Here is a 19,513-nt window from a genome sequence, read left to right as displayed (position 1 = left end):
GGCGACCAGGCACGCAGCCTTGAGGGCTTCACGGTGCGTAGTAGCCATAAGCCGTGCTGCCTTTCGGTCCGCGGTATTTGTTCAGCAAGCCGAGCACCACAGGGTGGTTTTCAACCGTGGCGTATGCCTGCTTGACGAGCGAAACCGGGGTGTTGTTGGCCTCGGTCACCAGCACCACCTGTCCCATGTTCGAGGCCAGGACCCTGGACTCGGTGGTCGACAGCAGGGGTGGGGTGTCGAAGATGATGATGCGATCGGGGTACTTGCTCGCCAGCTCGGACAGCAGGTTGTCCATGGCGTCACTGGCCAGCAGTTCGGTCGAGCGCGAGCTGGCAGTGCCGGCAGGCAAGAGGGTCAGCTTCGGGATGTTGGTGCGCAGGAGCACGTCCGGCAACTGGGTTTGCGGGGTCTCCAGCAGGTCGAGCAGGCCGTGGCTGGCCTGTACGCCGACACGCGCCAGCGCAGACGGCCTGAGCACGTCCGCTTCGACGAGCAGCACCGTGTGGTCCAGCTCCATGGCGATGCTGATGGCCAGGTTCAGCGATGTCTGTGTCTTGCCTTCACCGGCGACTGCGCTCGTCACCATGATGAGGTTGGCGCGGTTCGGGCGCATGGGCCCCTCGTGTCGGACGTTTTCCAGCAGAGGTCGCTTGATGATGCGGAATTCTTCTTCGAGCTGCGAGCGAGGCTGGCCCGGCACCAGCAGGCCAGCGCGCTGCATGCGCAGCAGGTCGAGGGTCACCTCGCGGCTGCGGCGTTCTCCCTGGCTGGAGGTTTCAGGCGCTGCGGCGGCAGGCGACGTGGCGACCTGTGTCGCAGGATCTGCCTGCGTGGGAGGCGCGCGTTGCGGATCGGTGTCGGCTGCGACCGGGTTGCTGTCTTCGACCGCAGGCGCCGGGGCGATTTCGCTCGGTGGAGCTGCAGGCTCTTCCTGCAGCAATGGCACGCCTGCGCGGCGCAGCTGTTCCAGTCGTTTGGCGGCTTGTTCGATCGTGTTCATCGTCTTCGACCTCAGGGCAACCACTGCTGTCTGACGACGATCAGCCAGCAGACGTTGACGAGCAGAAACAGGCCAACGAGGCCGAAGAACAAACGGTTGGCCTTCTGGACCGCTTCCGATGTCAGCGGGTTGATGACCAGCGAGGCCGAGCCCAGGATGGGGCGCCCGCCGACCTCTCGCAGACTGCGCGAGTCCTGCACCGTCGGGAAGACTTGCGTGAGCGCGAAAGCGACCCCGAAGCCTGCTGCAATGGACGCGAGAAAGCCCAGGACAGCCACCAGCATGCGGCTGGGACGCGCGGGCGTGGGGGAGACACGTGGCGGCTCGACCACCCGGAAGTCGGCGACCTTGGTGGTGAGGTCGATTTTCTCGCCCAGGGACGCCGACTCGCGTCGGGCCACCAGTTCCTCGTAGTTCTTGCGCACGACGGTGTAGTCGCGGTTGAGCTGGCTGAATTCAGCCTCGACCTCGGGCATGCGACCTGCCATGGCCCGGGCTTGCTCCAGTTGCGACTGCTGCGCCGACAGTTGGCCTTGGAGCGACGCCACCTTGGCTTCGGCCTCGGCGAGCGCGACGCGGATGCGCTGGAAGACCGGGCTGGTGGGGGCTGGACCCCGCTTGCCGTCGCCGCGCCGAGCATCCTGCTCGGTCTTGCGCTGCTGCTCCAGTTGCGCGATGGTGCGGCGTGCCGCCATGACATCCGGGTGCTGGTCGGTGTAGCGGCGCAGCAGCTCATCGAGCTGGCGCTTCTGCGCGTCCAGGCGTGACTCGGTGTCGCTTTGCACGGGAGCCATGCCTGGCATCATGGCCTCGACGGGCATGGTGGGGTCTTCCTGGGAAAGCTCCCTCCTGAGGGCGTCGCGCGCTTGCGCAGCGGCTTGGAGTTCGATCTTCAGGCGGTTGACCTCTTCGGTCGACGCCGACATGCGTGCGTAGTGGTCCTGGTCGGAGGTGCCGGTCAGGCCGAAGTTGCGCAGCTTGAAATCCTTGAGCCGGTTCTCGGACTCCATCAACTTGGCTTCGTAGGATTTGATCTGGTCATCCAGGAAACGGCGAGCCTGTTCGGAGTCGCGTTGCTTGTCGGTCACGCCCGAGCTCACGAACAAAGAAACCAGCTCGTCAACGATGATTTGCGCCCGCTGAGGGTTGATGTCGCGGTAGGTGATGGCAAAGAGGTTGGCATCACCGCTGGGCAGCACCTTGATTTCGCGGGTGAGGCGGTCGATGGTCTTTTCGCGGTCGGCTGGGCTGAGGTTCTGCAAACCGGCCCGGGGCGAGGAGATCAGTCGCTCGACGTTGGGGCGGCTGATCAGCGTGCGCGCCAGCATGCGGACCTGTTGGTCGACGTCTGGCTGGAAAGCCAAACCGCTCATCAGGGGCTTGAGCACGGTCTGGGTGTCGACGAACACCCGCGCCGATGCCTCGTAGCGGTCTCGCACCAGCAGGGTGACGGCCGCCATGCTCAGGAGGGCGGCTGCCCATGCCGCAGCCACGCCCAGCCAGCGGCGCTGCCACATCGAAACCAGGATGCCGGAGACTTGTCTGAAAAGCTCGTCCATAGAGGCGATACAAGTGGACCCTCAGGCGACAGGTCTGCCGCCTGCCCAGGGGCCCGGTGTCAGAACCAGCTCTGGGGGATGATGATGATGTCGCCGGGGCGCACTTCCACGTTGGCGGAGATGTCGCCACGGCGGATCAGGTCTTTGAGCCTGATGCTGTAGGGCTTGCTCTTTTCTGCGCCGCGAACCAGCACCGCCGCGTTGCCGTCGGCGAACTCGGTCAGGCCGCCAACCTGGATCATGACGTCCAGCAAAGTCAGGTTCTGGCGGTATGGCACCGACTGCGGGCGAGCTGCTTCGCCCACGATGCGGATCTGCTCGGTCGAGACGCCCTGGAAGTTGTTGACGATGACGGTGACGACCGGCTCGCGGATGTACTTGGCCAGGGCTTGCTCGATTTCGCGCGAGAGCTCATCCGGGCGTCGACCGGCCGCCTGGATGTTTTCGACCAGGGGCAGCGAGATGCGACCGTCGGGTCGCACGGTGATGTTCGACGAGAGGTCAGGGTTGCGCCAGACGACGACAGACAGTTGGTCCAGTGCGCCGATGCGGTACGACTGCTCGACGTTGTCGGCGGTCATGGGTGCCGGGGGGTGTTGCTGGAACGAGCCGCAGCCGGTCAGCCCTGTAGCCAGGGCAAGGGCGATGAGCCAGAAGCTGCCTGCCTGGCGGATGGAACGGGGCGGTGTCATCTGGGTACCCTCTTCTGTTTGAAAACCCTGCCGCCTCATATCAGGCGGGCAGCCGGATGGACAAGGATCGGCTCGAACGCCCGTTCAAGGCGCATCGGCACGGCGCCGCATCTTCGGCGGCGACATGATTAGAGCATGGCTCGGTAACGAGTTTGGTGGGATTCTGGAGACGGTCCCCGTGGATCCGGGGTAAAAAAAAGCCCGCCAGAGGCGGGCTTGGGTGGCTTGTGGCGTCTGCGTCACTTGACCGGCGGGGCGGTGACGGGCTCGGCCATCGGCATCAGGTTGCGCTTGGTGATGCCCGTGGGGAGGTTGCCTGCCAGCAGTGCATACGGTGAGGAGCTGGTGGTCAGGAAGTTGCCTTTGGCCATGTCCACGAAGCCCGGGTTGGACGTGTTCTTGGTCAGGCCGTTGGCCGCGTTGCCGTCGATCAGCGTGTTGGTCAGGGTGTTGATGCCGTTCCACTTGGTGCCGGTGGCCAGGTTGGTGCCGCCGTAGGGGTCAACCGTGTGAGCGAAGTTGTTGGTCCAGTTGGATTGGAAGTCAGCGCGGCCTTGGTAGTAGAACAGCCCGATGGGTGCGGCGGTGGCGCCGGCGGTGGCAGGGGCTGCGTACAGCAGGTTGTTGCGGGCGACCACGGTGGTCTGGGCGCGGGTGTTCAACAGGTCGATCAGCGGCACGGGCTGCAGTTCGAAGTAGTTGTTGTTGCGCCAGTAGGATTCGTTGTTGACGAACGAGGCCACGCGGTTGTTGTAGAAGAACAGGTTGCCTTCACGAGGCTGCTTGTTCGTGCCCATGCCGCCGTCACCGTGGCCCACGATGGCTTGCAGGTATTGGCGGGTGACCAGGATGTTGCTGTAGACGAAGGCGTTGGCCACCAGCTTTTCGCCATGCGTGTCAACTTGGGCGCTCTCGTGGTCGACGTTGGACTCGGGGTCACGCATGGCGATCAGGTCCGCACCCCCTTCGATGTAGTTGTAGCGGAAGATGACGCCAGCCGAGCGTTCCTTGATGTTGTCGCCGTTGCTGCCGTTGACCGGAGGCGCGAAGTAGTTGTACTCGTAGATGGTGCCGATGCCTTCGGTGTACGAGTTGTGCTCGCTGAAGCTGCCGACGTTGCCGTTGCCATGGAAGTGGTTGCGGGCGATCAGCAGGTTGCGGGTCTGCAGCCATTCACCGCCGGTCGAGTTGGCGAACACGCCCAGGCCGTTGTCACCGATGTCGCACTTGGTGATGGCGACCTTCTCGGCACCGTACATGGCGATGCCGGAGGAGAAATTGCCCCAGGCGCCGGTGCTGCCGGCCATGTTGGTCACCTTCTGCGGCGGGCGGGCGTTGCGGATCTTCAGGCCGGTGATGTGCAGGTAACCGGGCTTGTAGTTGCTCGAGCGGGTCACGACGCTGTTGCTGGGCGTCATGATGACGATCATGCCGGCGGTGTCCACAGCGGACGGGGCGCCCGTGTTCTTGGGCATCACGGCGTTGGTGCCATCGAGGATGGGCATTTCACCGTTGGGGCCGGCAACGCCCTGGATGGTGATCCACTTGTTGTGACGGCCGCGCGATGCCAGGTAAATGATGTTGTTGTAGGGCGTTGCGCGGTAGTTGATGTTGACGATGTCGCAAGGCAGCAGGGTCAGCCAAGGCACGGCTGCCGGCGTTGCGAATTCCTTGCCATCGCCCACTTCGAAGGTCTTGCCTTCGCCTGCGGCGCAGGCCGAACGGCTGGGGTAGACGGCCTGGTAGTCCCAGTTCGTCGGGGTTTCGTAGTTGTTCCAGTCCGGTGCCGTGCGAACCACAGGAGTGGTGGTCGTGCTGCCGCTCGTCGGGGTGGTGGTCCCGGTGGTGGGCGTGGTCGTGGTGGTGGTCGTTGTGGGGGCCGTGGTGCCTGTCGAGGCCGTCTTGCGGCGCAGGCGTTCTGCCTCGGCGTCGGCCTCGGCTTGAGTCATGCCCTGAGCCGTGGTGTTCTCGGTGCTCGGGTTGTCACCGCCGCCACCGCCGCCGCCACAAGCGGTCAGCACGACAACGGATGCCATCGAAGCCAGGAGGGCGGCGCGAGACAGGTGAGACGGTTGGTTGGGCATGAAGGACTCTCGAATGAAGTGCGTTGCTGAGTGCCGGGGCGGATTTGGAACCGCTAGGCCCCTTGCGATGAGCTGACCGGGATTTCGGTTGCCAGTGAGGTCATTCTCAAAGTTGCGGCAAGCACTGGGGTGTGAGTCTGTCACAGACAGGAAGTAACGGACCGTAAGAATTGCTTTGGATTTTCGAGGGGGCCATTCACGCAAAAGCCCCTTGAAGGCGGGGCTAGCGGGTCAGTGAGCGGCACACGTGCAATGTTTCTCGAGCGACATCGTCCCAGGTCCGTGACATGTTTCTGGAAATCGCGGGGCGATCCCACGCCTTTTTGAGGGTTTGGTCGAGGGCCTCGGTCAAGGCATTTGTATCTCGCGCAGGAATCAGGCAGCCGTTGTCGGTTGTGACGATTTCGGGGATCCCTCCAACGCGGGTCGCGACAACAGGACAGCCGCACGCCAGGGCCTCCACCAGCACATTGGGGTAGCCCTCGCTCCAGCTGGGCAAGGTGAGGACGTCGGCCGCATTGATGTATTGGGCCACTGTCTGGGGCAGCTGACCCCCGGCCAGGATGATCCTGTCTTGCTGCCCCTGGGCGGCGATGAGTCCCCTCAAGGTTTCAAGGTAGGGGCCATCGCCGATCAGGATGGTGCGCAAGTCGGGATGCTTTTGACGCAATTTCGTGGCGCTTGCCACCAGTTCGCCCAAGCCCTTGGCCTCAATCAATCGACCGACATAAATCACGACGGGCGCATCGGGGGGCAGGCCGAGTGCTTCGCGGCAGCTGTTTCGCTCCTGCGGGTGAAAGATCGCGGTGTTGATGCCATTGACCACGGTGGCGCATCGCTCGGGTGAGACGCCGAAGGTGTCGATGGCATGCCGCGTCATGGCCTGGCTGACGAAGACGATCCTGTCGGCGGCTTGCAGCGTTCTGCGGGTGAGCCAGGCGTTGACGCCATGGCGGTCATTGATGTCGGTGCCCAACGCGCCGATGACCACGGGTTTGCCGAGTTTTCGACCCACGTATTCGGCGCCGGCACCTTCAGGGTATGTCCAATAACCGATCAGGATGTCGGGGGAGTATTGCGCGACCCTTTTCAGCAGGGACATTCCTGATGCCACGCCATTTGTTACCCGAGAAATCAGGGGCAGGGCGGGGTAGGTCACGGTTTCGATGTCGATGCCCGGCAGGGAATATGCGTCCGCCATGACAACCGATTTGTGTCGGCTGGGTTGCAGCCAACTGGTTTGGGGATACTGGGCCTGCGTGAGGAAAACCCGGACGTCTGCCTGCTTGGCCAAGGCCCGGGTGGTCTCATAGATGAAACGCCCGCGGGTCATGTCCTCGGGCACGGGCAGGATGGGCGTGATGACGGCGATGCGGGTCATGCGGTCGGGCGTTGGTTCTGCACGATGCGCTGGCGCAAGGGTTCCTCGAACCAGCGGAAGGACAGGTGGGCGACGACGGCCACAGCCACCATCGACACGGCAATGGCCACGTCGGTGTGCAGCCCGAGTCGCGTCAGGATGTTTCGAACGGGGTGCAACACCATGGGGTGGAAAAGGTAGATGCCGTAGGAAATGCGGCCGATCCAGGCCAGCCCTTCGGCATTGAGCAACCTGGAGGTGCGCGTGCTTGGCTGGTTGGCGGCCAGGATGACGAGTGGCAAGGCCAGGGCCACCAGCAGGGATTCGATGGAAAAACCAACTGCGTATTTCAGGACATTGCTGCCGCGAAACACGTTGAAGCTCAGGATCACGAGGCCCAGGCTTGCCAGAAGGACCCAGTGCCGGGCCGGCACGCGAGCAAACCCTTGGCGAACCCGCTCCGAGGCAACGGCGCAGGCCAGCAGGCCACCGATCGCCAGCTGATCCCCCCGGGTTTCCAGGGCGCGATACAGGTATTCATCGGAGGCACCTGCGGCGACCCAGGCGAGTCGGCAGCCAATGAGCGCCAGGGTCAGGGCGAGCACGCCGTGCCAGGTCACCTTGATGTGCCGGTGGATCAGCAGCAGGCCCAAGGGCCAGAGCATGTAGAACTGTTCCTCGACCGCCAGCGACCAGCAATGCGAGAGGTAGTGCGAAGCAGCCCCCGTGAACGCCTGGTAGTAGTTCACCACGTAGGTGCTGCTGCTCCAGATCGCGCCCCAGGGAACGGGACGGTGTGCCAAGGTCAGCAGCACCAGGCCAACCAGCACATAGACGTAGAAGACCGGCAGCAGCCGCGCAGCCCGGCGCAGGTAAAAACGCCCCAGGTCGATGTCGCCACGTTGGCGCAGTTCGGCCAGCAATCCGCGCGTGATGAGGAAGCCGCTGAGCACGAAGAAGAGCATCACCCCGAAGCCGCCGTCGAACAGCGGCAGGCCGAAGGGGCCTGACCAGCCCGAGTGGTCGGCCAGCACCAGGAAGACGGCCAGGGCGCGCAGGGCGTCCAGGCCGGGGATGCGAGGCTGAGACAGCGCCGCTTGCAGCGCGTCGGGGTGGGGGGCGGGGTGGGGTTTGCGCACGGATGGGCCTCACCGGCGCGAGGCCGAGTCGTCGTACAGGCGGTCGTACTGGGTGCACAGCACGGACAGGGACGCGTGTTCCTGCACCCACTGGCGTGCTTGACGCCCGAGTGATTCGCGCAAGGAGGCACTGCCCACCAGGTCGAGCAGCGCGGAGCGCAAGGCGGACGCGTCCTGGACGTCGAAGAGCCTGCCCGTCACGCCCTCCTGGATGACTTCCACGTTGCCTCCGACGCGGCTGGCCAGGGCGGGCAGCCCGGTGGCGCAGGCTTCGAGCAGCGCGATCGAGACGCCCTCGGTGAACGATGGCAGGGCGAAGACATCGAGGCCGGGCAGCAGCCGCGAAACATCGGATCGGATGCCGGCCAGCAGGACGCCCTCTCCCAGATCGAGCTCGCTGATCAGTTGCTCGATCTGCTTGCGCAGGGGCCCCTCGCCGATCAGCACGAGGCGGGCCTTGGGGTGTGCGGACCGCACGGCCGGCCATTGGCGGATCAGCCCAAGGTGGTTCTTGAGCTCGACCAGGCGCCCCACGCAGCCGACGACGATCTCGTCATCGGACAGGCCCAGCGCCTGGCGCGCGGACGCCCTGCGTTCGGGCGTGATGCCGAAGTCTTCGACCGGCACGGCGTTGAGCAGGGTCATGGCCTTGCGTGCGGGCACGTAGCCGTCGCGCGTGAACCGCTCGTGCACCTGTTGCCCGACCATGGCCACGCCCTGAGTGCGCAGGATCGACCACTTGAAGAGCCAGCGCAGGCGCCGGTTGCTCAGCCTGGTGCCCATGTCATGACAGGTGACGACTTGGGTGGGGCGTTGCCGCATGCCGATCAGGGCGGCTGCGGCGTAATAGCTGGGCACGAAATTGTGGGCGTGGACGGTGTCGATGTGGTGGTCTCGAACAGCCCGGCGCAATGACTGCAAGACCTGCAGGTCCAGCGTGCCTTGCTTGTTGCCCTCGATCACGGGGACGCCCTCAGCCCGCAGCTCGTCGATGAAGCCACCTGTCTGGTTGATGCTGAACACCGCCACGTGATGACCGCGGCGCAGCTGGGCCACCGCCAGGTCGCGCACCAGGCGCTCGAGTCCGCCTCTTTCCAGCGAATCGACCACATGCAGGATGCCGCGCCTGCTCGGGGCCACTGGTTGTTGGGTGGAGGTGGTTGCGCTCATCTGGCGGGTGTGCGGGGTGCTTCAGCGGCCCAGCAGGATGTTGTTGACGTTGACCAGCACGTAGAAGAACAGGATGGTGCCGATGGCCCAGAAGAAGGTTCGCGAGCGCCAAGGCAGGGTGGCGGCCAGTGCGACGCCCTGTGGCGTGCCCTGCAGTTGCTTGCACACGGCATTCCAGATGCCGATGCTGATCACCAGAAGGATGAACAGCTGGGGCTCGAACGCGCGTGAAAGGAACATGCTGCAAACGAAGAACCCGATGAAGGACATCTTGGCTCGGGTGGCCCACAGCTGCTCGTCGGTGCCTGGCAGCGCGGCGTCGGCTGCGCGGCTGAGTTGCGTGAACACCATCAGCACCAGCCCCAGCCAGACCCAATATCCCAGCAGGCCCAGCTCCCCGAAGCAGACCACCAAGGTGTTGTGCGCGGTGTGGGTGTGGTGGTCGCTGAAGCGGTGATAGCCGACCCCGGCCACGGGGTGGTAGGTCAGCATGTTCAGGCCTTGGGCCCAGGCCTCGATGCGCCCGCCTGCGGATTCGTCCTTGGAGGAAACGGCCCGTCCACCGGTGAAGTTCAGGGCCATCGCGCCCACGAAGATGCCGACCACCAAGCCGGCGGTCAGCAAGTTGCCCAGTTTCTTGCGCACCGTCAGGAAAAAGAGCGAGCTCAGACCCAGCAGGGCGCCCCGCGAGCGCGTCAGGTAGATGGTGTAGAGCAGGAGGCTGACCGTTGGCGCGATGAGCAGGAGGTTGCGCAGCGCGTGCCCAGGCTGCCAGAACGTCAGCAGCAGGGGCAGGAAGCACACCATTGTTTGGGCGTAGTCGTTGGGGTCGCCCAGAAAGCCCACGGAGCGGATGCGCCAGAGGTAGCGACCAGAAGTGTCGAGCGCGGGGATGTCGTTGCTCTCGATCACGGCTGCGAACCCGCTGTCCGGACCGGTGCCGTTTTCCTTCATGGTCAGGGTGTCGACCATGAAGCCGGTGTGATAGCAGGCCACGCTCATGATGCCCAGGATGGCCAGGCAGCCGAGGATGGTGGCCGTCAGTCGCTTGACCCGCTCCATGCTGGTGAGGTTCATGCCCGAGATGAAGAACAGCATCGGCGTGGGCAGGAATGCGATCAGGGAGCCAATGGCGTCGCCAAACCCTGCAGCCAGCAGGGACGACAGGAACACCATGCCGATGATCCCCCACATCAGCCTCTGGTGCTGTTTGCTCAAGGCACTGCCGCCTTGCTTCTTGAGATCGGCGATGGACAGGCCGAGCACGATCAGCATGAGCAGCAGCATCGGCCGCAGCGGCGCCAACTCAGGAGCAAAGAGCTCGAAGACGCGCAGGTACGACAGCGCCATCAGCAGCAGGTACAGCTTGAACGTCATGGCGTTGGCGCTGTGGATCGGGCTGGAGAGCCATGCAGGCGCTCTTTCAGCCTCAGGAAGGGCTGCTCGACGAAGCGGTAGGACAGCCAGGCGGCGGCGAAGCTCAGCAGCAGGTTCAGCGGGAAGCGCGTTTCCCAGCTGTCAACCAGGAAGTACAGGAAGGGCTCTTGCCACAGGTAGAGCGAGTAGCTCATGGCACCGATCAGGGCCACTGGCTTGAGGTTGGCGATGCGACCGGCCCATGAGCCCGGCGTGCGCACCAAGTGCTGCAGGATGACGACGATGCCCAGGTTGCTCAGAACCTGGCCGCCGATGAACGCGAACGGCCGCGAGACCAGCGCCGAGGCATATGCCGCACCAATGAGCAGGCCGCCCACTGCCAACGGTGCCATGGGGTGCATCAGGAACGCCTTGATGCGTGGCATGGTGCTCAGCTTGGCATGGAGCATGGCTGCAAGGCAACCCATGGCCAGGGCGTCTGCGATGGCCTGGAACTCGCGGTTGAACGCGATCTCCGGCGCGTCGGTCCACAGGTGCATGGCCAGTCGGATGAGCGGGCACAGAACGATCGCAACAGCGGCCACGACCAGGCTTCGGCTGAGCCCGGCGATCACCAGCACAAAAGGCCACAGCAAGTAGAACTGCTCTTCGACCGACAGCGACCACAGGTGGTTGTAGTACCAGTTGTAGTCGTGGTTGTAGTTGGCGGTGAAGGTCAGCGCGTGCAGCAGGTGCCGCATGGGCGCTTCTTCGTCCTGCGTGCGGTTCGGCACGCTCAGCGACAGGTCGATCCAGCCAATCTGAAAGGCCAGCCAGATCAGGCCGATGTAGGCAAAGGCCGCAGGCAGGATTCGGTACGCGCGCCTGAGGTAGAACTGCCCGAGGTCGATGCGGCCGGTGCGCGCATGCTCGCGCAGCAGCAGGGTGGTGATCAGAAAGCCCGAGATGAGGAAGAAAAACCGCACCCCGATGTTGCCCAGAGAGGTGATGGCCGGTTTGTCCAACCACAGCGGGGCGCCGTGCGTGGCCGCGACGTGTCCGATCAACACCAGCAGCACCGAGAAAGCGCGCAAGCCATCCAGCGAGGGGATGTGTCCGCTCAGGTCTGGCGGGGTAATGGCCTGGCGCGGGCTGCTCATGGCTGGCTCCCCTGAGATGGCTTTGCAAGGATGGCCGCGCTCAGTTGCTCCGCCAGCAAGCGCGCTCCTTCGTCGGTGAAATGCACGAAGTCGGCGTAGTGTTGGGGACCCGGCGGCACGGCCTTGCGGATGTCGACCAGGATGGCTTGCGGCTCGCTGTTTGCCACCCGCTGCACGACCTGGTTGGCGCGCGCTTCCATGTCGATGAAGCCAGCCTCGGACAGGTCGGGGTAGAAGCGCCGCCAGGCCACCAGCATCGGGCGGTTTTCAGGCGTGATCTGGTCGCCGAAGTAATTGCCGTGGGTCACGAGGACCGGGGTGGCACCGGCGCGGCGAGCTCGCTCGACCACACAGCGCAAGTCCTTCTCGAAAGCCTGCATGGCCACTTCCGGCAGCCGATCGATGACCTGGAGTTCTCGCGTGGCCCGCCAGATGCCGAACTCCTTGAGCGCGGTCATCACGGGCTCGGGCATCACCTGCTTGGCCACCAACTCGACCTTGCCCTTGAGGCGTGCGCGCGGCGAGTCCTGGGTGCTCAGCTGGCTTGGCCAGGTGGCGGGCTCGTCGCAGAACGGTTTGTCCACGCCGATGTAGGCCGCTGGCGTCGGGTAGACGATGACGTGGCTGGCCGGGGCTTGTTGGATGATGCGCTCGAGGTAGCCCATGCGGCCGATGCGAAGCCCCGGTACGGCCGCATTGAGCACGTTGTACGCGCCAGGCTGGGCTGCGTCCAGCAGCCGCGCCAACTGGCGGGGGTATTCCTGATCGGGGCTCTCATAGATCCCGAAGGACTCGGAGGCGCCGTAGACCAGGATGTTTCGGCGCCCCTCGATGGGCTCGGGCCCGCGAAAGCCCAGGCTGTTCATCTGCCACTTGCCGAAGTGGGCGCCGGGCTTGCCGGCCTTGACGCCCGGGGCGCTCACGAAGACCGTGTCGATGTCGTGGTTGCCGGCCAGCGGCGCACCCTCGCGCACCCAGTCATCCAGGCGCGCCAGGGCCTCCAGCGTCAGCAGGAAGATCAGGCTGTAGGCCACCCAGCGGGCCACGGATCGCATGCTCATGACTCAGAACTGGAAGTAGACGAAAGACTGCGGCGTGCCACCCAGGAAGACCGCCGCATAGAACATGCCGGCGTACAGCACGGGCTTGAGCCAGCCAGGGATGATGGGTAGGCGCATGAACTGGAGCTCGCCGCTGCGCCACTGCAGCCACTGCACGATGACCAGGGGCAGGGCGTAGAGGCCGATCGTTTGCAGGCTGGCCGTGTCCAGCCCCTCAAGTGGGTTGCTCAGGGCGCCGCTCATGCCGATCACCTGGTCCAAAGACGTGGCGCGAAACAGCAGCCAGCCATAGCAGGTCATCACGAACATGGTGGCGATGTGCAGCGTCAGCCACAGCGCGCGGGGCAGGGGGATCGCCTGCTCGAAACGGTCCAGGTAGGGGCTCAGGTAGCGGTGGATGCACAGAAGCGCGCCGTGGTAGAAGCCCCAGAGCACGAAGTTCCAGGCGGCGCCGTGCCACAGGCCGCCAAGCACCATCGTGATCATCAGGTTGCGGTAAGTGAAGAAGGTGCCGCCGCGATTGCCGCCCAGCGACTTGTAGAGGTAGTCGCGCAGCCATTGCGACAGGCTGATGTGCCAGCGTCGCCAGAAGTCGGACGGGTTGGTCGCGAAGTAAGGCAGGTTGAAGTTCAGGGTGAACTCGAAGCCCATGATCTTGGCGATGCCGCGCGCGATGTCGGTGTAACCCGAGAAGTCACCGTAGATCTGGAAGGTGAAGGCCAGCACGCCCACCAGCACCTCGCCCCCGGTCGGGTCAGGTTTGCTGAAAACCTGGTCGGCGATGGGCGCCAGGTTGTCGGCCAGGAACACCTTCTTGAAAAAGCCCCACATGATCAGGTGCAGGCCGTCTTCCCATTGCTGGCGCGTGGTTTGTCGGGGCAGTAGCACCTGCGGCAGCAAGGTGGACGCGCGCTGGATCGGGCCTGCCACCAAGTGAGGGAAGTACAGCACGCCCAGGAAGAAGTCCCAGAACGTGCCCGACGGGTGCAGTTCACCCCGGTAGACATCGATCGTGTAGGACAGCGCCTGGAAGGTGTAGAACGAGATCGCCACCGGCAGCACGATGTTGAGCGTGTGCACCGACACCTCGAAGCCCAGCGCGGTCAGCACCGCCGAGGTCGACTCGATGAAGAAGTTGCAGTACTTGAAGAAGCCCAGCAGCGACAGGTTCGAGACCACGCTGATCCAGACCAGGCGCTTGCGCTCGGCTTCGGGGCCCCTGGCTTTGTGCGAGGCTTCCAGCTTGCCCGCGATCCAGTAGTCCAGGCCGGTGGTGCACAGCAGCGGCAGCAGGAAGCGCCAGTCCCAGCTCGCGTAGAAGAAGCAGCTGGCCAGCACCAGGAAGGTGTTTTGCTGCTTGTGAGGCAGCAGGTAGTACACGATCAGGACGATCGGCAGGAAGAGAAAGAGGAACTCGACGGAGTTGAACAGCATGCGTGCTCCGTGGGTCAGCGGGCCGTGCGGCGCCAGGTTCCCTGCTGGGTGCCACGCGCGTAACGGATCGAAGCCAACAGGAAGGCCCAGTTCAGGGCGAAAAAGAAGGTGGGCAGCTTGGCGATGCGTGGCAGCGCCGCGCCAGCGCTGCTGCGCCGGTACCACCAGGACACCATGGCGTAGCCCAGCACTTGCAGCGCGGTCCAGGCTTGCCAAAGGTGTTGATTCGGGCTGGGCAGGGTCGACAACGCCAGGCTGGCCAGCAAGGCCGCCAGGAGCAGGTGCGGGGTCAGCCAGCGCAGCACCTTGTGCGACACGTACGCGAATCGGGTGGCCCCGCTGGTGCGCGTCAGGAACTCCGGGTGCTCGAACAGCGCCTGGAAGTTGCCCACCCCGATGCGCAGGCGCCGGTGGTGTTCTTCCGAGATGTTCTCGGGCGTGTCTTCTTCGGCCCAGGCCGATGGGTCGTAGGCCATGCGCTTGCCACTGGCGCTCACGTGCATGCCGATGAGGAAGTCGTCGCAGATGGCGTTGCTGGCCAGCTCGGGCCACAGCTCGCGGCGCACCGCGTAGATGGCCCCATTGGCGCCCAGGAGTCCGCCGATGCGGCCCTCGAAGAACTTGAGCACCTGCTCGATGCGCCAATACAGGCTGTCCTGGTTTTGCCCGGCGTTGCCCAGCAGGCGCAGCTCGCCGCTGACGCCGCCCACATCGGGGTCGTTGAACCAGCCCACCAGGCGCCGGATGGCCTGGCGATCGAAGAAGGTGTTGGCGTCGGAGAAGACCACGATGGGTGCATTGACCCGGCCGCGCAGGTCGTTGAGCACGTTGGCCTTGCCGCGGTTGGCCTCGAAGACGTGGGCTTTCAGTCTTGGGTCATCGATGCTGCGCAGGATCTCGGCCGTGCGGTCCCGGCTGCCGTCCGAGCCGATGTGGATGCTCAGTTTGTCAGCCGGGTAGTCCTGCTCGAGCAGGTTCATGACGCGGGCGTGGATGTGGCGCTCTTCGTTGTAGGCAGCGATCACCACGGCGACGTCGGGCCATTGGCTGGCGTCGTTGGCGCTGGTTTGGCGACGGCGTTCGGCCTTGCCCAACACGTAGCGCAGGTCGCGCTTGAGCTGGTGCAGCGCGGCAACCAGGGCCAGCAGCACCGGGTAGCCGGCGTAGCTGTACACCACGAGGGCCCAGCCCCCGAGCGCGATGCCAACCAGGGTCAGCGTCGCCGCATTCATGCGCCCACCCGTGGGGCGTAAGCCGGACGGGGGATCACGTGATCACGGTAGGCGTTGGGGTCCCCGGTGAGGCCCTGCTCGGCCGCCTTGACGATGTTGTACATCTCCCGCGCGCTCACGTAGTGCAGCTTCCAGTCGCGGCCGCAGTTGTACTTCGTCTCCATGTAGGTGAAGCAGTCGTCCATGGCCGGACCCAGCAGCGTGGGCATGTCCGGCTCTTGCGTGCCGTGGGTGTGCACCTTGACGAAGATCCACTCGGGACGGCCCTTGACGTGGATGCCGGTCTCGACCCAGGCGTCGACGCGCTGGCGCGTGGGCGGGTTGTTGGTGCGCACATCGCTGTTTTCGATGCGAGGGATCAGGCCCAGCTTGCGCTTTTTGAAATCGAAAGTCAGCGGGCCTTGCAGGATCATCAGGTCGCCACTGGGGGGCGTGCCCACGCGCACTGGCACGCCGTGGTCGTGCGAGCGCGGGCGGTCAGGGTCGTCCTTGGCGTAGTAGATCTGGTTGATCGTGACCGTCTGGCAAGGGTTCGGCGCGGCCGGCAGGGTGTAGTCGGCGTAGCAGCCCTCTTCGCGCAGGATGATGAGCTCGTTGTTGACGCCGCAGCCTGTGCCGTCCGGGTGGGCGTTGTCCAGTGCCCAGTTGCCATGGATGAAGGCCCAGCGGGCCTGGCCCGTGACGGGGTCAACCGGCAGGGCATCGTGCCGGTCTATCAGGGTGCGGGTGAAGCGCTGAAGCTTCTCGCGAAGGCCGGCTTCGGTGTCGTCTTCGTGATGAAGGTGAATCTCGATCTCGCCCAGGCGCATGCGGCACAGGTCGACGATGTCATCGAGGTGCTCGGGGCGGTATTCCTCTTCGGGGTAGAAGAAGGTGTGCACCGGAGGCAAGCCGTCGGCGTCGCGGTGCTTGGCGCACAACTCGGGGTAGCGCTGTTTCCACTCCAGCACGCGCTTGCGTTCGACCTCGTACGTGGGCCGCGCCCAGGCCGGCTCGTAGTGGTCGACGAAGCAGAACATCAGGTGGCGCAGGGCGCCTTCGGGGGCGGGCTCGCGCCAGTCCTGTTTCAGCCAGGAGCGGAACCAGATGCCGATGTGGCGGCTGCGCACTTCCCGCGCCAAAACGGCGACCGCGGCCAAGAACACCGCTGCAACCAGACCCAATCCCCAGTAGATGTGCATGTTCAATCGCGGCAGACTCAAAAGGTGGCAATGAACGCGGGTGCATCGCCGTGCGGATCGATGCGCGCGGGCCATGCCCTTTTGCCGCAGGACGGCGGCGGCCCGTGGACACGGGGAGTGCGCGGATGATAGCGGAGATTGCCTGGGGGGCAGACCGTATGATTGAGGGGGAAAACGGTCCACAACCCGGCAATACAACACATGATCAAGCGAGTTCTGTATCACCACCGCACCCAGGGCAAGGCAGTCGAGGGCGTTCACATCCGTGGCATCACGGACGCCCTGCGGGCCGATGGCACCGTGGTGGATGTGCTGTCTTTGCCAGGGGCCGACCCCTACTCGTCGCCCAAGACGCTGTCGCCCACCAAGCAAGCCAAGTGGTGGATGAAGCTGGTCAGCCGCCTGCCCGAGCCCCTGTTCGAGCTGGTCGAGCTGGCTTACAACCTGGTGGCTGCTTACCGGGTGGGCCGCTACCTGCTCAAGCACCGCGACACCGAGCTCATCTACGAGCGCTACTCGCTGTTCATGTTCGCCCCGACCCTGATCGCTCGCTGGTTCGGTGTGCCCATGATCCTGGAGATCAACGACTCTGCAACGGTCTACCGCGTGCGGCCGCTGTCTTTGTCTCGCCTGGCCATCTGGCTGGAGCGTTGGACCGTGCAGCGCGCCGACGGCCTGGTGTTCGTGTCGTCGGTGTTCCGCGACCGACTGGTCAAGGCCCACGGGTGGATGGCGCCCGCCATCGTCTCGCCCAATGCGGCGAACCTGTCGCAGTTCTCCTTCACGCCCGAGCAACGCGAGGCGGCTCGCCGCAAGTGGGGCCTGGAGGGCGCGACCGTCTGCGGCTACCTGGGTGCCTTCCTGCCCTGGCATGCCATCGACCAGTTCGTCTACCGCATCGCCGATCGCCTCAAGAGCGAGCCGCAACTGAAGTTGCTGTTGATCGGCGACGGCATCACCTCGGACGAGGTGCGCCGCTTCGTCAACGAAAAGGGCTTGCAGGCGCAGGTGATCCTGACCGGACGGGTGGCCCACGAGGAGGTGCCTGGCTTGCTGGCCGCCATGGACCTGGCCGTGCTGCCCAGCGCAGGTGACTACACGTCACCCGTCAAGCTGTTCGAATTCATGGCTTGCGGCATCGCGCCGATCGCTCCCGACTTCGAGCCCATCAAGGAGGTGCTCAAGGTTGACGAGACGGGTTGGGTGTTCCGGGCCGGAGACCTCGATCACGCCGTTGCCTGCGTGCTGGAGCGCGCACGCCAGCCAGCCGAGTTGGCTCGGGTGGGTGCGGCGGCCCGCGAGTACATCGGCCGTGAGCGTCAGTGGTGCCACAACACGCGCCAACTCGAAGCGTTCCTGCGGGACATCCAGTCCGGCAAGGCGGTGCCGTGCCAGGCGAGGCCCTGACGCATCCTTGACGCAAGGCCCCGCAAGAGGGTGATCAGCTCGCCAGCTTGCGGCGGCTGCCGAGTTGTTCGCGCAGCCAGTTCGGCACGCAAGCCTTGGCCATCAGCGGCCACGATGCGCTGGCCGGGCCATGCTTTCGAGCCTGCCAGGCGGCTTGCCACGCCTGGCGGTTCTCGCCGATCCAGAGGTGGCTGCGCGCCAGGTCGAGGTAGAGCTTGTGATAGGCCTGCTCGATGCGCTGTGCGCCGATCACGTCGCGGGCTTGCGGGTGGTTTGCCAGGAAACGGTCGTAAACCTTGAGCAACTGGTGGTAGCCGGCCACGCTGTCGTCGCCCAGGCTGCCTGGAACGGGGCGTTTGTAGACAAGCGCTTGAGTCATCTTGATCACCAGTGGGTGACGCACCAGCACACGCAGGTAGAAGTCAACGTCTTCGGCGATGCGCAGGCGGGTGTCAAAGCCACCGGCCTCTTCGAAGGCCGAGCGCCTCACCATCACCGTGGAGGTGGTCAGGTAGGGCACCAGGAAGCTGCTGTGGAAGTCGGGGATGAGTTCGTGCGGTGCGTCGGGGTTGGGGGCGCCACGCTGGATTTCGGCTTGCCGGGCGGGGTCGCTCACCGCTTCTGTGCGACAAAAGACGCTGCCTGGGTGTTGGCGCAAGGCTTCGACCTGTTGGCGCAATTTGTCCGGGTGCCAGAGGTCGTCGGAGTCCAGGAAGGCCAGGAATTCGCCGCGCGCGTTCGCCGCGCCGGTGTTGCGCGCTGCCGAGACGCCGGCGTTTTTCTGATGCACGTAGCGCACCGACGCAAAGCGCTGAACCACCTCGGCCGTGTTGTCCTTGGAGCCGTCGTCGACCACGATGACCTCGACGTCGGCGAGCGTTTGACCAAGGGCCGAAGTCAGTGTCTCCGCGATGTAGCTGGCCGCGTTGTAAGCCGGGATGATGACGCTGACGATGGGCATGTGCGCAGGGGGTGGTCGGGTGGCGCGCGGAATTTAGCATGCAGCCGGCCTGCCGTGAACGGCGGGGCGCTGCGATACGATCCGGGCATTCATTTTGCGCGCGCCGTTGTCACGCTCCCCGTGTTTTTGGGGAGCGTCATGCGACCGCACCGACAGACGAACGAAGACTGGAGCCAGACATGACCGCATCCTTTGCCACCTGCGACCTGTGTGACACGCACAAGAACAACACCGACGGCGACTTCCGGGTTTTGCCGCCGGTCTTCAAGGACTACGGGCGTCGGATCAAGTTTTCGGGCCAGGTCAGCACCGTGAAGTGTTTCGAGGACAACACCCTGGTCAAGGCAGCGGTGGACTCGCCTGGCAATGGGCGCGTGCTCGTGGTCGATGGCGGTGCTTCGCTGCGCCGGGCGTTGGTGGGTGGCAACCTGGGCAAGGCTGCCGCCAAGAACGGCTGGGCAGGTGTGATCGTGGATGGTTGCGTGCGTGATTCCGCCGAGCTGGCCGAGTGCAATGTGGGCATCCGAGCGCTGGCTTTGATGCCCCTGCCCACGGAAAAGCGCCAGGAGGGCCAAAGCGATGTGGCCGTTCAGATTCAGGGTGTCTGGGTGCGCCCAGATGACTGGCTCTACGCTGATGAAGACGGGATCGTGGTGGCCTCGCGCCCGCTGATCTGATCACCGGCCCTGCGCATCGTCGAGGGGCGCACCCTGGCGC

General features: G+C 64.8%; 16 protein-coding genes. 2 read left to right on the top strand and 14 right to left on the bottom strand.

Going from position 1 to position 19,513, the window contains the following annotated elements; all coding sequences use genetic code 11:
- Nucleotides 1-28: 28 nt before the first annotated feature.
- The 13 genes from ABG80_RS19000 to ABG80_RS18940 form a co-directional block, all read right to left on the bottom strand.
- Entirely contained in the window at nucleotides 29-1,000 is a 972-nt protein-coding gene (locus tag ABG80_RS19000) for an XrtA-associated tyrosine autokinase (RefSeq protein ID WP_058089128.1), read from the bottom strand.
- An 11-nt stretch (nucleotides 1,001-1,011) separates the two neighbouring features.
- A complete protein-coding gene (locus ABG80_RS18995) occupies nucleotides 1,012-2,559 on the bottom strand; it encodes an XrtA system polysaccharide chain length determinant (protein WP_058089127.1) in 1,548 nt (515 codons plus the stop codon).
- 59 nt (nucleotides 2,560-2,618) lie between these two features.
- Nucleotides 2,619-3,251, bottom strand: coding sequence for an XrtA/PEP-CTERM system exopolysaccharide export protein (locus ABG80_RS18990; protein WP_058089126.1), 633 nt, complete (start codon nucleotides 3,249-3,251; stop codon nucleotides 2,619-2,621).
- Between the two features lie 239 nt (nucleotides 3,252-3,490).
- On the bottom strand, nucleotides 3,491-5,335 hold the full coding sequence (locus tag ABG80_RS23305) for a hypothetical protein (RefSeq protein WP_058089125.1): 1,845 nt from the start codon (nucleotides 5,333-5,335) through the stop codon (nucleotides 3,491-3,493).
- Between the two features lie 223 nt (nucleotides 5,336-5,558).
- A complete protein-coding gene (locus ABG80_RS18980) occupies nucleotides 5,559-6,716 on the bottom strand; it encodes a glycosyltransferase (protein ID WP_058089124.1) in 1,158 nt (385 codons plus the stop codon).
- Entirely contained in the window at nucleotides 6,713-7,834 is a 1,122-nt protein-coding gene (locus tag ABG80_RS18975; RefSeq protein WP_058089123.1) for an acyltransferase family protein, read from the bottom strand. Before ABG80_RS18975 ends, ABG80_RS18980 begins: the two co-directional genes overlap by 4 nt.
- 9 nt (nucleotides 7,835-7,843) lie before the next feature.
- Complete coding sequence (locus ABG80_RS18970) at nucleotides 7,844-9,004, bottom strand: glycosyltransferase (protein WP_058089122.1); 1,161 nt, start codon at nucleotides 9,002-9,004, stop codon at nucleotides 7,844-7,846.
- 21 nt (nucleotides 9,005-9,025) lie between these two features.
- Complete coding sequence (locus ABG80_RS18965) at nucleotides 9,026-10,381, bottom strand: O-antigen ligase family protein (RefSeq protein WP_058089121.1); 1,356 nt, start codon at nucleotides 10,379-10,381, stop codon at nucleotides 9,026-9,028.
- A complete protein-coding gene (locus tag ABG80_RS18960; RefSeq protein ID WP_058089120.1) occupies nucleotides 10,378-11,520 on the bottom strand; it encodes an acyltransferase family protein in 1,143 nt (380 codons plus the stop codon). The genes ABG80_RS18965 and ABG80_RS18960 overlap by 4 nt, the downstream gene beginning before the upstream one ends.
- Nucleotides 11,517-12,581: an SGNH/GDSL hydrolase family protein gene (locus ABG80_RS18955; RefSeq protein ID WP_058089119.1), complete on the bottom strand. Its 1,065-nt coding sequence runs from the start codon at nucleotides 12,579-12,581 to the stop codon at nucleotides 11,517-11,519. Before ABG80_RS18955 ends, ABG80_RS18960 begins: the two co-directional genes overlap by 4 nt.
- Before the next feature lie 3 nt (nucleotides 12,582-12,584).
- Nucleotides 12,585-14,015 (bottom strand): MBOAT family O-acyltransferase, encoded by a 1,431-nt coding sequence (locus ABG80_RS18950; RefSeq protein ID WP_058089118.1) that lies wholly within the window; start codon nucleotides 14,013-14,015, stop codon nucleotides 12,585-12,587.
- 14 nt (nucleotides 14,016-14,029) lie between these two features.
- On the bottom strand, nucleotides 14,030-15,247 hold the full coding sequence (locus ABG80_RS18945) for a glycosyltransferase family 2 protein (RefSeq protein WP_058089117.1): 1,218 nt from the start codon (nucleotides 15,245-15,247) through the stop codon (nucleotides 14,030-14,032).
- Nucleotides 15,244-16,428, bottom strand: a complete 1,185-nt coding sequence (locus ABG80_RS18940; protein WP_058089116.1) for a hypothetical protein — start codon at nucleotides 16,426-16,428, stop codon at nucleotides 15,244-15,246. Before ABG80_RS18940 ends, ABG80_RS18945 begins: the two co-directional genes overlap by 4 nt.
- Nucleotides 16,429-16,629: 201 nt before the next feature.
- On the opposite strand from ABG80_RS18940, the gene ABG80_RS18935 reads away from it, so the two are divergent.
- The gene (locus ABG80_RS18935) at nucleotides 16,630-17,835 is read left to right on the top strand and encodes a glycosyltransferase family 4 protein (protein WP_058089115.1); all 1,206 of its coding nucleotides are present in this window, start codon (nucleotides 16,630-16,632) and stop codon (nucleotides 17,833-17,835) included.
- Nucleotides 17,836-17,869: 34 nt separating this feature from the next.
- On the opposite strand, the gene ABG80_RS18930 is transcribed toward ABG80_RS18935, so the two are convergent.
- Nucleotides 17,870-18,796, bottom strand: coding sequence for a glycosyltransferase family 2 protein (locus tag ABG80_RS18930; protein ID WP_058089114.1), 927 nt, complete (start codon nucleotides 18,794-18,796; stop codon nucleotides 17,870-17,872).
- A gap of 179 nt (nucleotides 18,797-18,975) precedes the next feature.
- Between ABG80_RS18930 and rraA the strand changes: the two genes are divergently transcribed.
- Complete coding sequence (gene rraA / locus ABG80_RS18925) at nucleotides 18,976-19,473, top strand: ribonuclease E activity regulator RraA (protein ID WP_058089113.1); 498 nt, start codon at nucleotides 18,976-18,978, stop codon at nucleotides 19,471-19,473.
- Nucleotides 19,474-19,513 lie beyond the last annotated feature (40 nt).

This window comes from Aquabacterium parvum, assembly GCF_001447195.1.
GTDB classification, from domain to species: Bacteria; Pseudomonadota; Gammaproteobacteria; order Burkholderiales; family Burkholderiaceae_C; genus Aquabacterium; species Aquabacterium parvum.
Note: the sequence above shows the minus strand (reverse complement) of the source record. Positions and strands in the feature narration are given on the sequence as shown.

Bases quoted from the DNA above. Each gene is read 5' to 3' on its own strand.
- ABG80_RS18930 (WP_058089114.1), bottom strand. From the start codon at position 18,796: ATGCCCATCGTCAGCGTCATCATCCCGGCTTACAACGCGGCCAGCTAC.
- ABG80_RS18960 (WP_058089120.1), bottom strand. From the start codon at position 11,520: ATGAGCAGCCCGCGCCAGGCCATTACCCCGCCAGACCTGAGCGGACAC.
- rraA (WP_058089113.1), top strand. From the start codon at position 18,976: ATGACCGCATCCTTTGCCACCTGCGACCTGTGTGACACGCACAAGAAC.
- ABG80_RS19000 (WP_058089128.1), bottom strand. From the start codon at position 1,000: ATGAACACGATCGAACAAGCCGCCAAACGACTGGAACAGCTGCGCCGC.
- ABG80_RS18980 (WP_058089124.1), bottom strand. From the start codon at position 6,716: ATGACCCGCATCGCCGTCATCACGCCCATCCTGCCCGTGCCCGAGGAC.
- ABG80_RS18950 (WP_058089118.1), bottom strand. From the start codon at position 14,015: ATGCTGTTCAACTCCGTCGAGTTCCTCTTTCTCTTCCTGCCGATCGTC.
- ABG80_RS18935 (WP_058089115.1), top strand. From the start codon at position 16,630: ATGATCAAGCGAGTTCTGTATCACCACCGCACCCAGGGCAAGGCAGTC.
- ABG80_RS18995 (WP_058089127.1), bottom strand. From the start codon at position 2,559: ATGGACGAGCTTTTCAGACAAGTCTCCGGCATCCTGGTTTCGATGTGG.
- ABG80_RS18965 (WP_058089121.1), bottom strand. From the start codon at position 10,381: ATGACGTTCAAGCTGTACCTGCTGCTGATGGCGCTGTCGTACCTGCGC.
- ABG80_RS18990 (WP_058089126.1), bottom strand. From the start codon at position 3,251: ATGACACCGCCCCGTTCCATCCGCCAGGCAGGCAGCTTCTGGCTCATC.
- ABG80_RS18940 (WP_058089116.1), bottom strand. From the start codon at position 16,428: ATGCACATCTACTGGGGATTGGGTCTGGTTGCAGCGGTGTTCTTGGCC.
- ABG80_RS18955 (WP_058089119.1), bottom strand. From the start codon at position 12,581: ATGAGCATGCGATCCGTGGCCCGCTGGGTGGCCTACAGCCTGATCTTC.
- ABG80_RS23305 (WP_058089125.1), bottom strand. From the start codon at position 5,335: ATGCCCAACCAACCGTCTCACCTGTCTCGCGCCGCCCTCCTGGCTTCG.
- ABG80_RS18945 (WP_058089117.1), bottom strand. From the start codon at position 15,247: ATGAATGCGGCGACGCTGACCCTGGTTGGCATCGCGCTCGGGGGCTGG.
- ABG80_RS18970 (WP_058089122.1), bottom strand. From the start codon at position 9,004: ATGAGCGCAACCACCTCCACCCAACAACCAGTGGCCCCGAGCAGGCGC.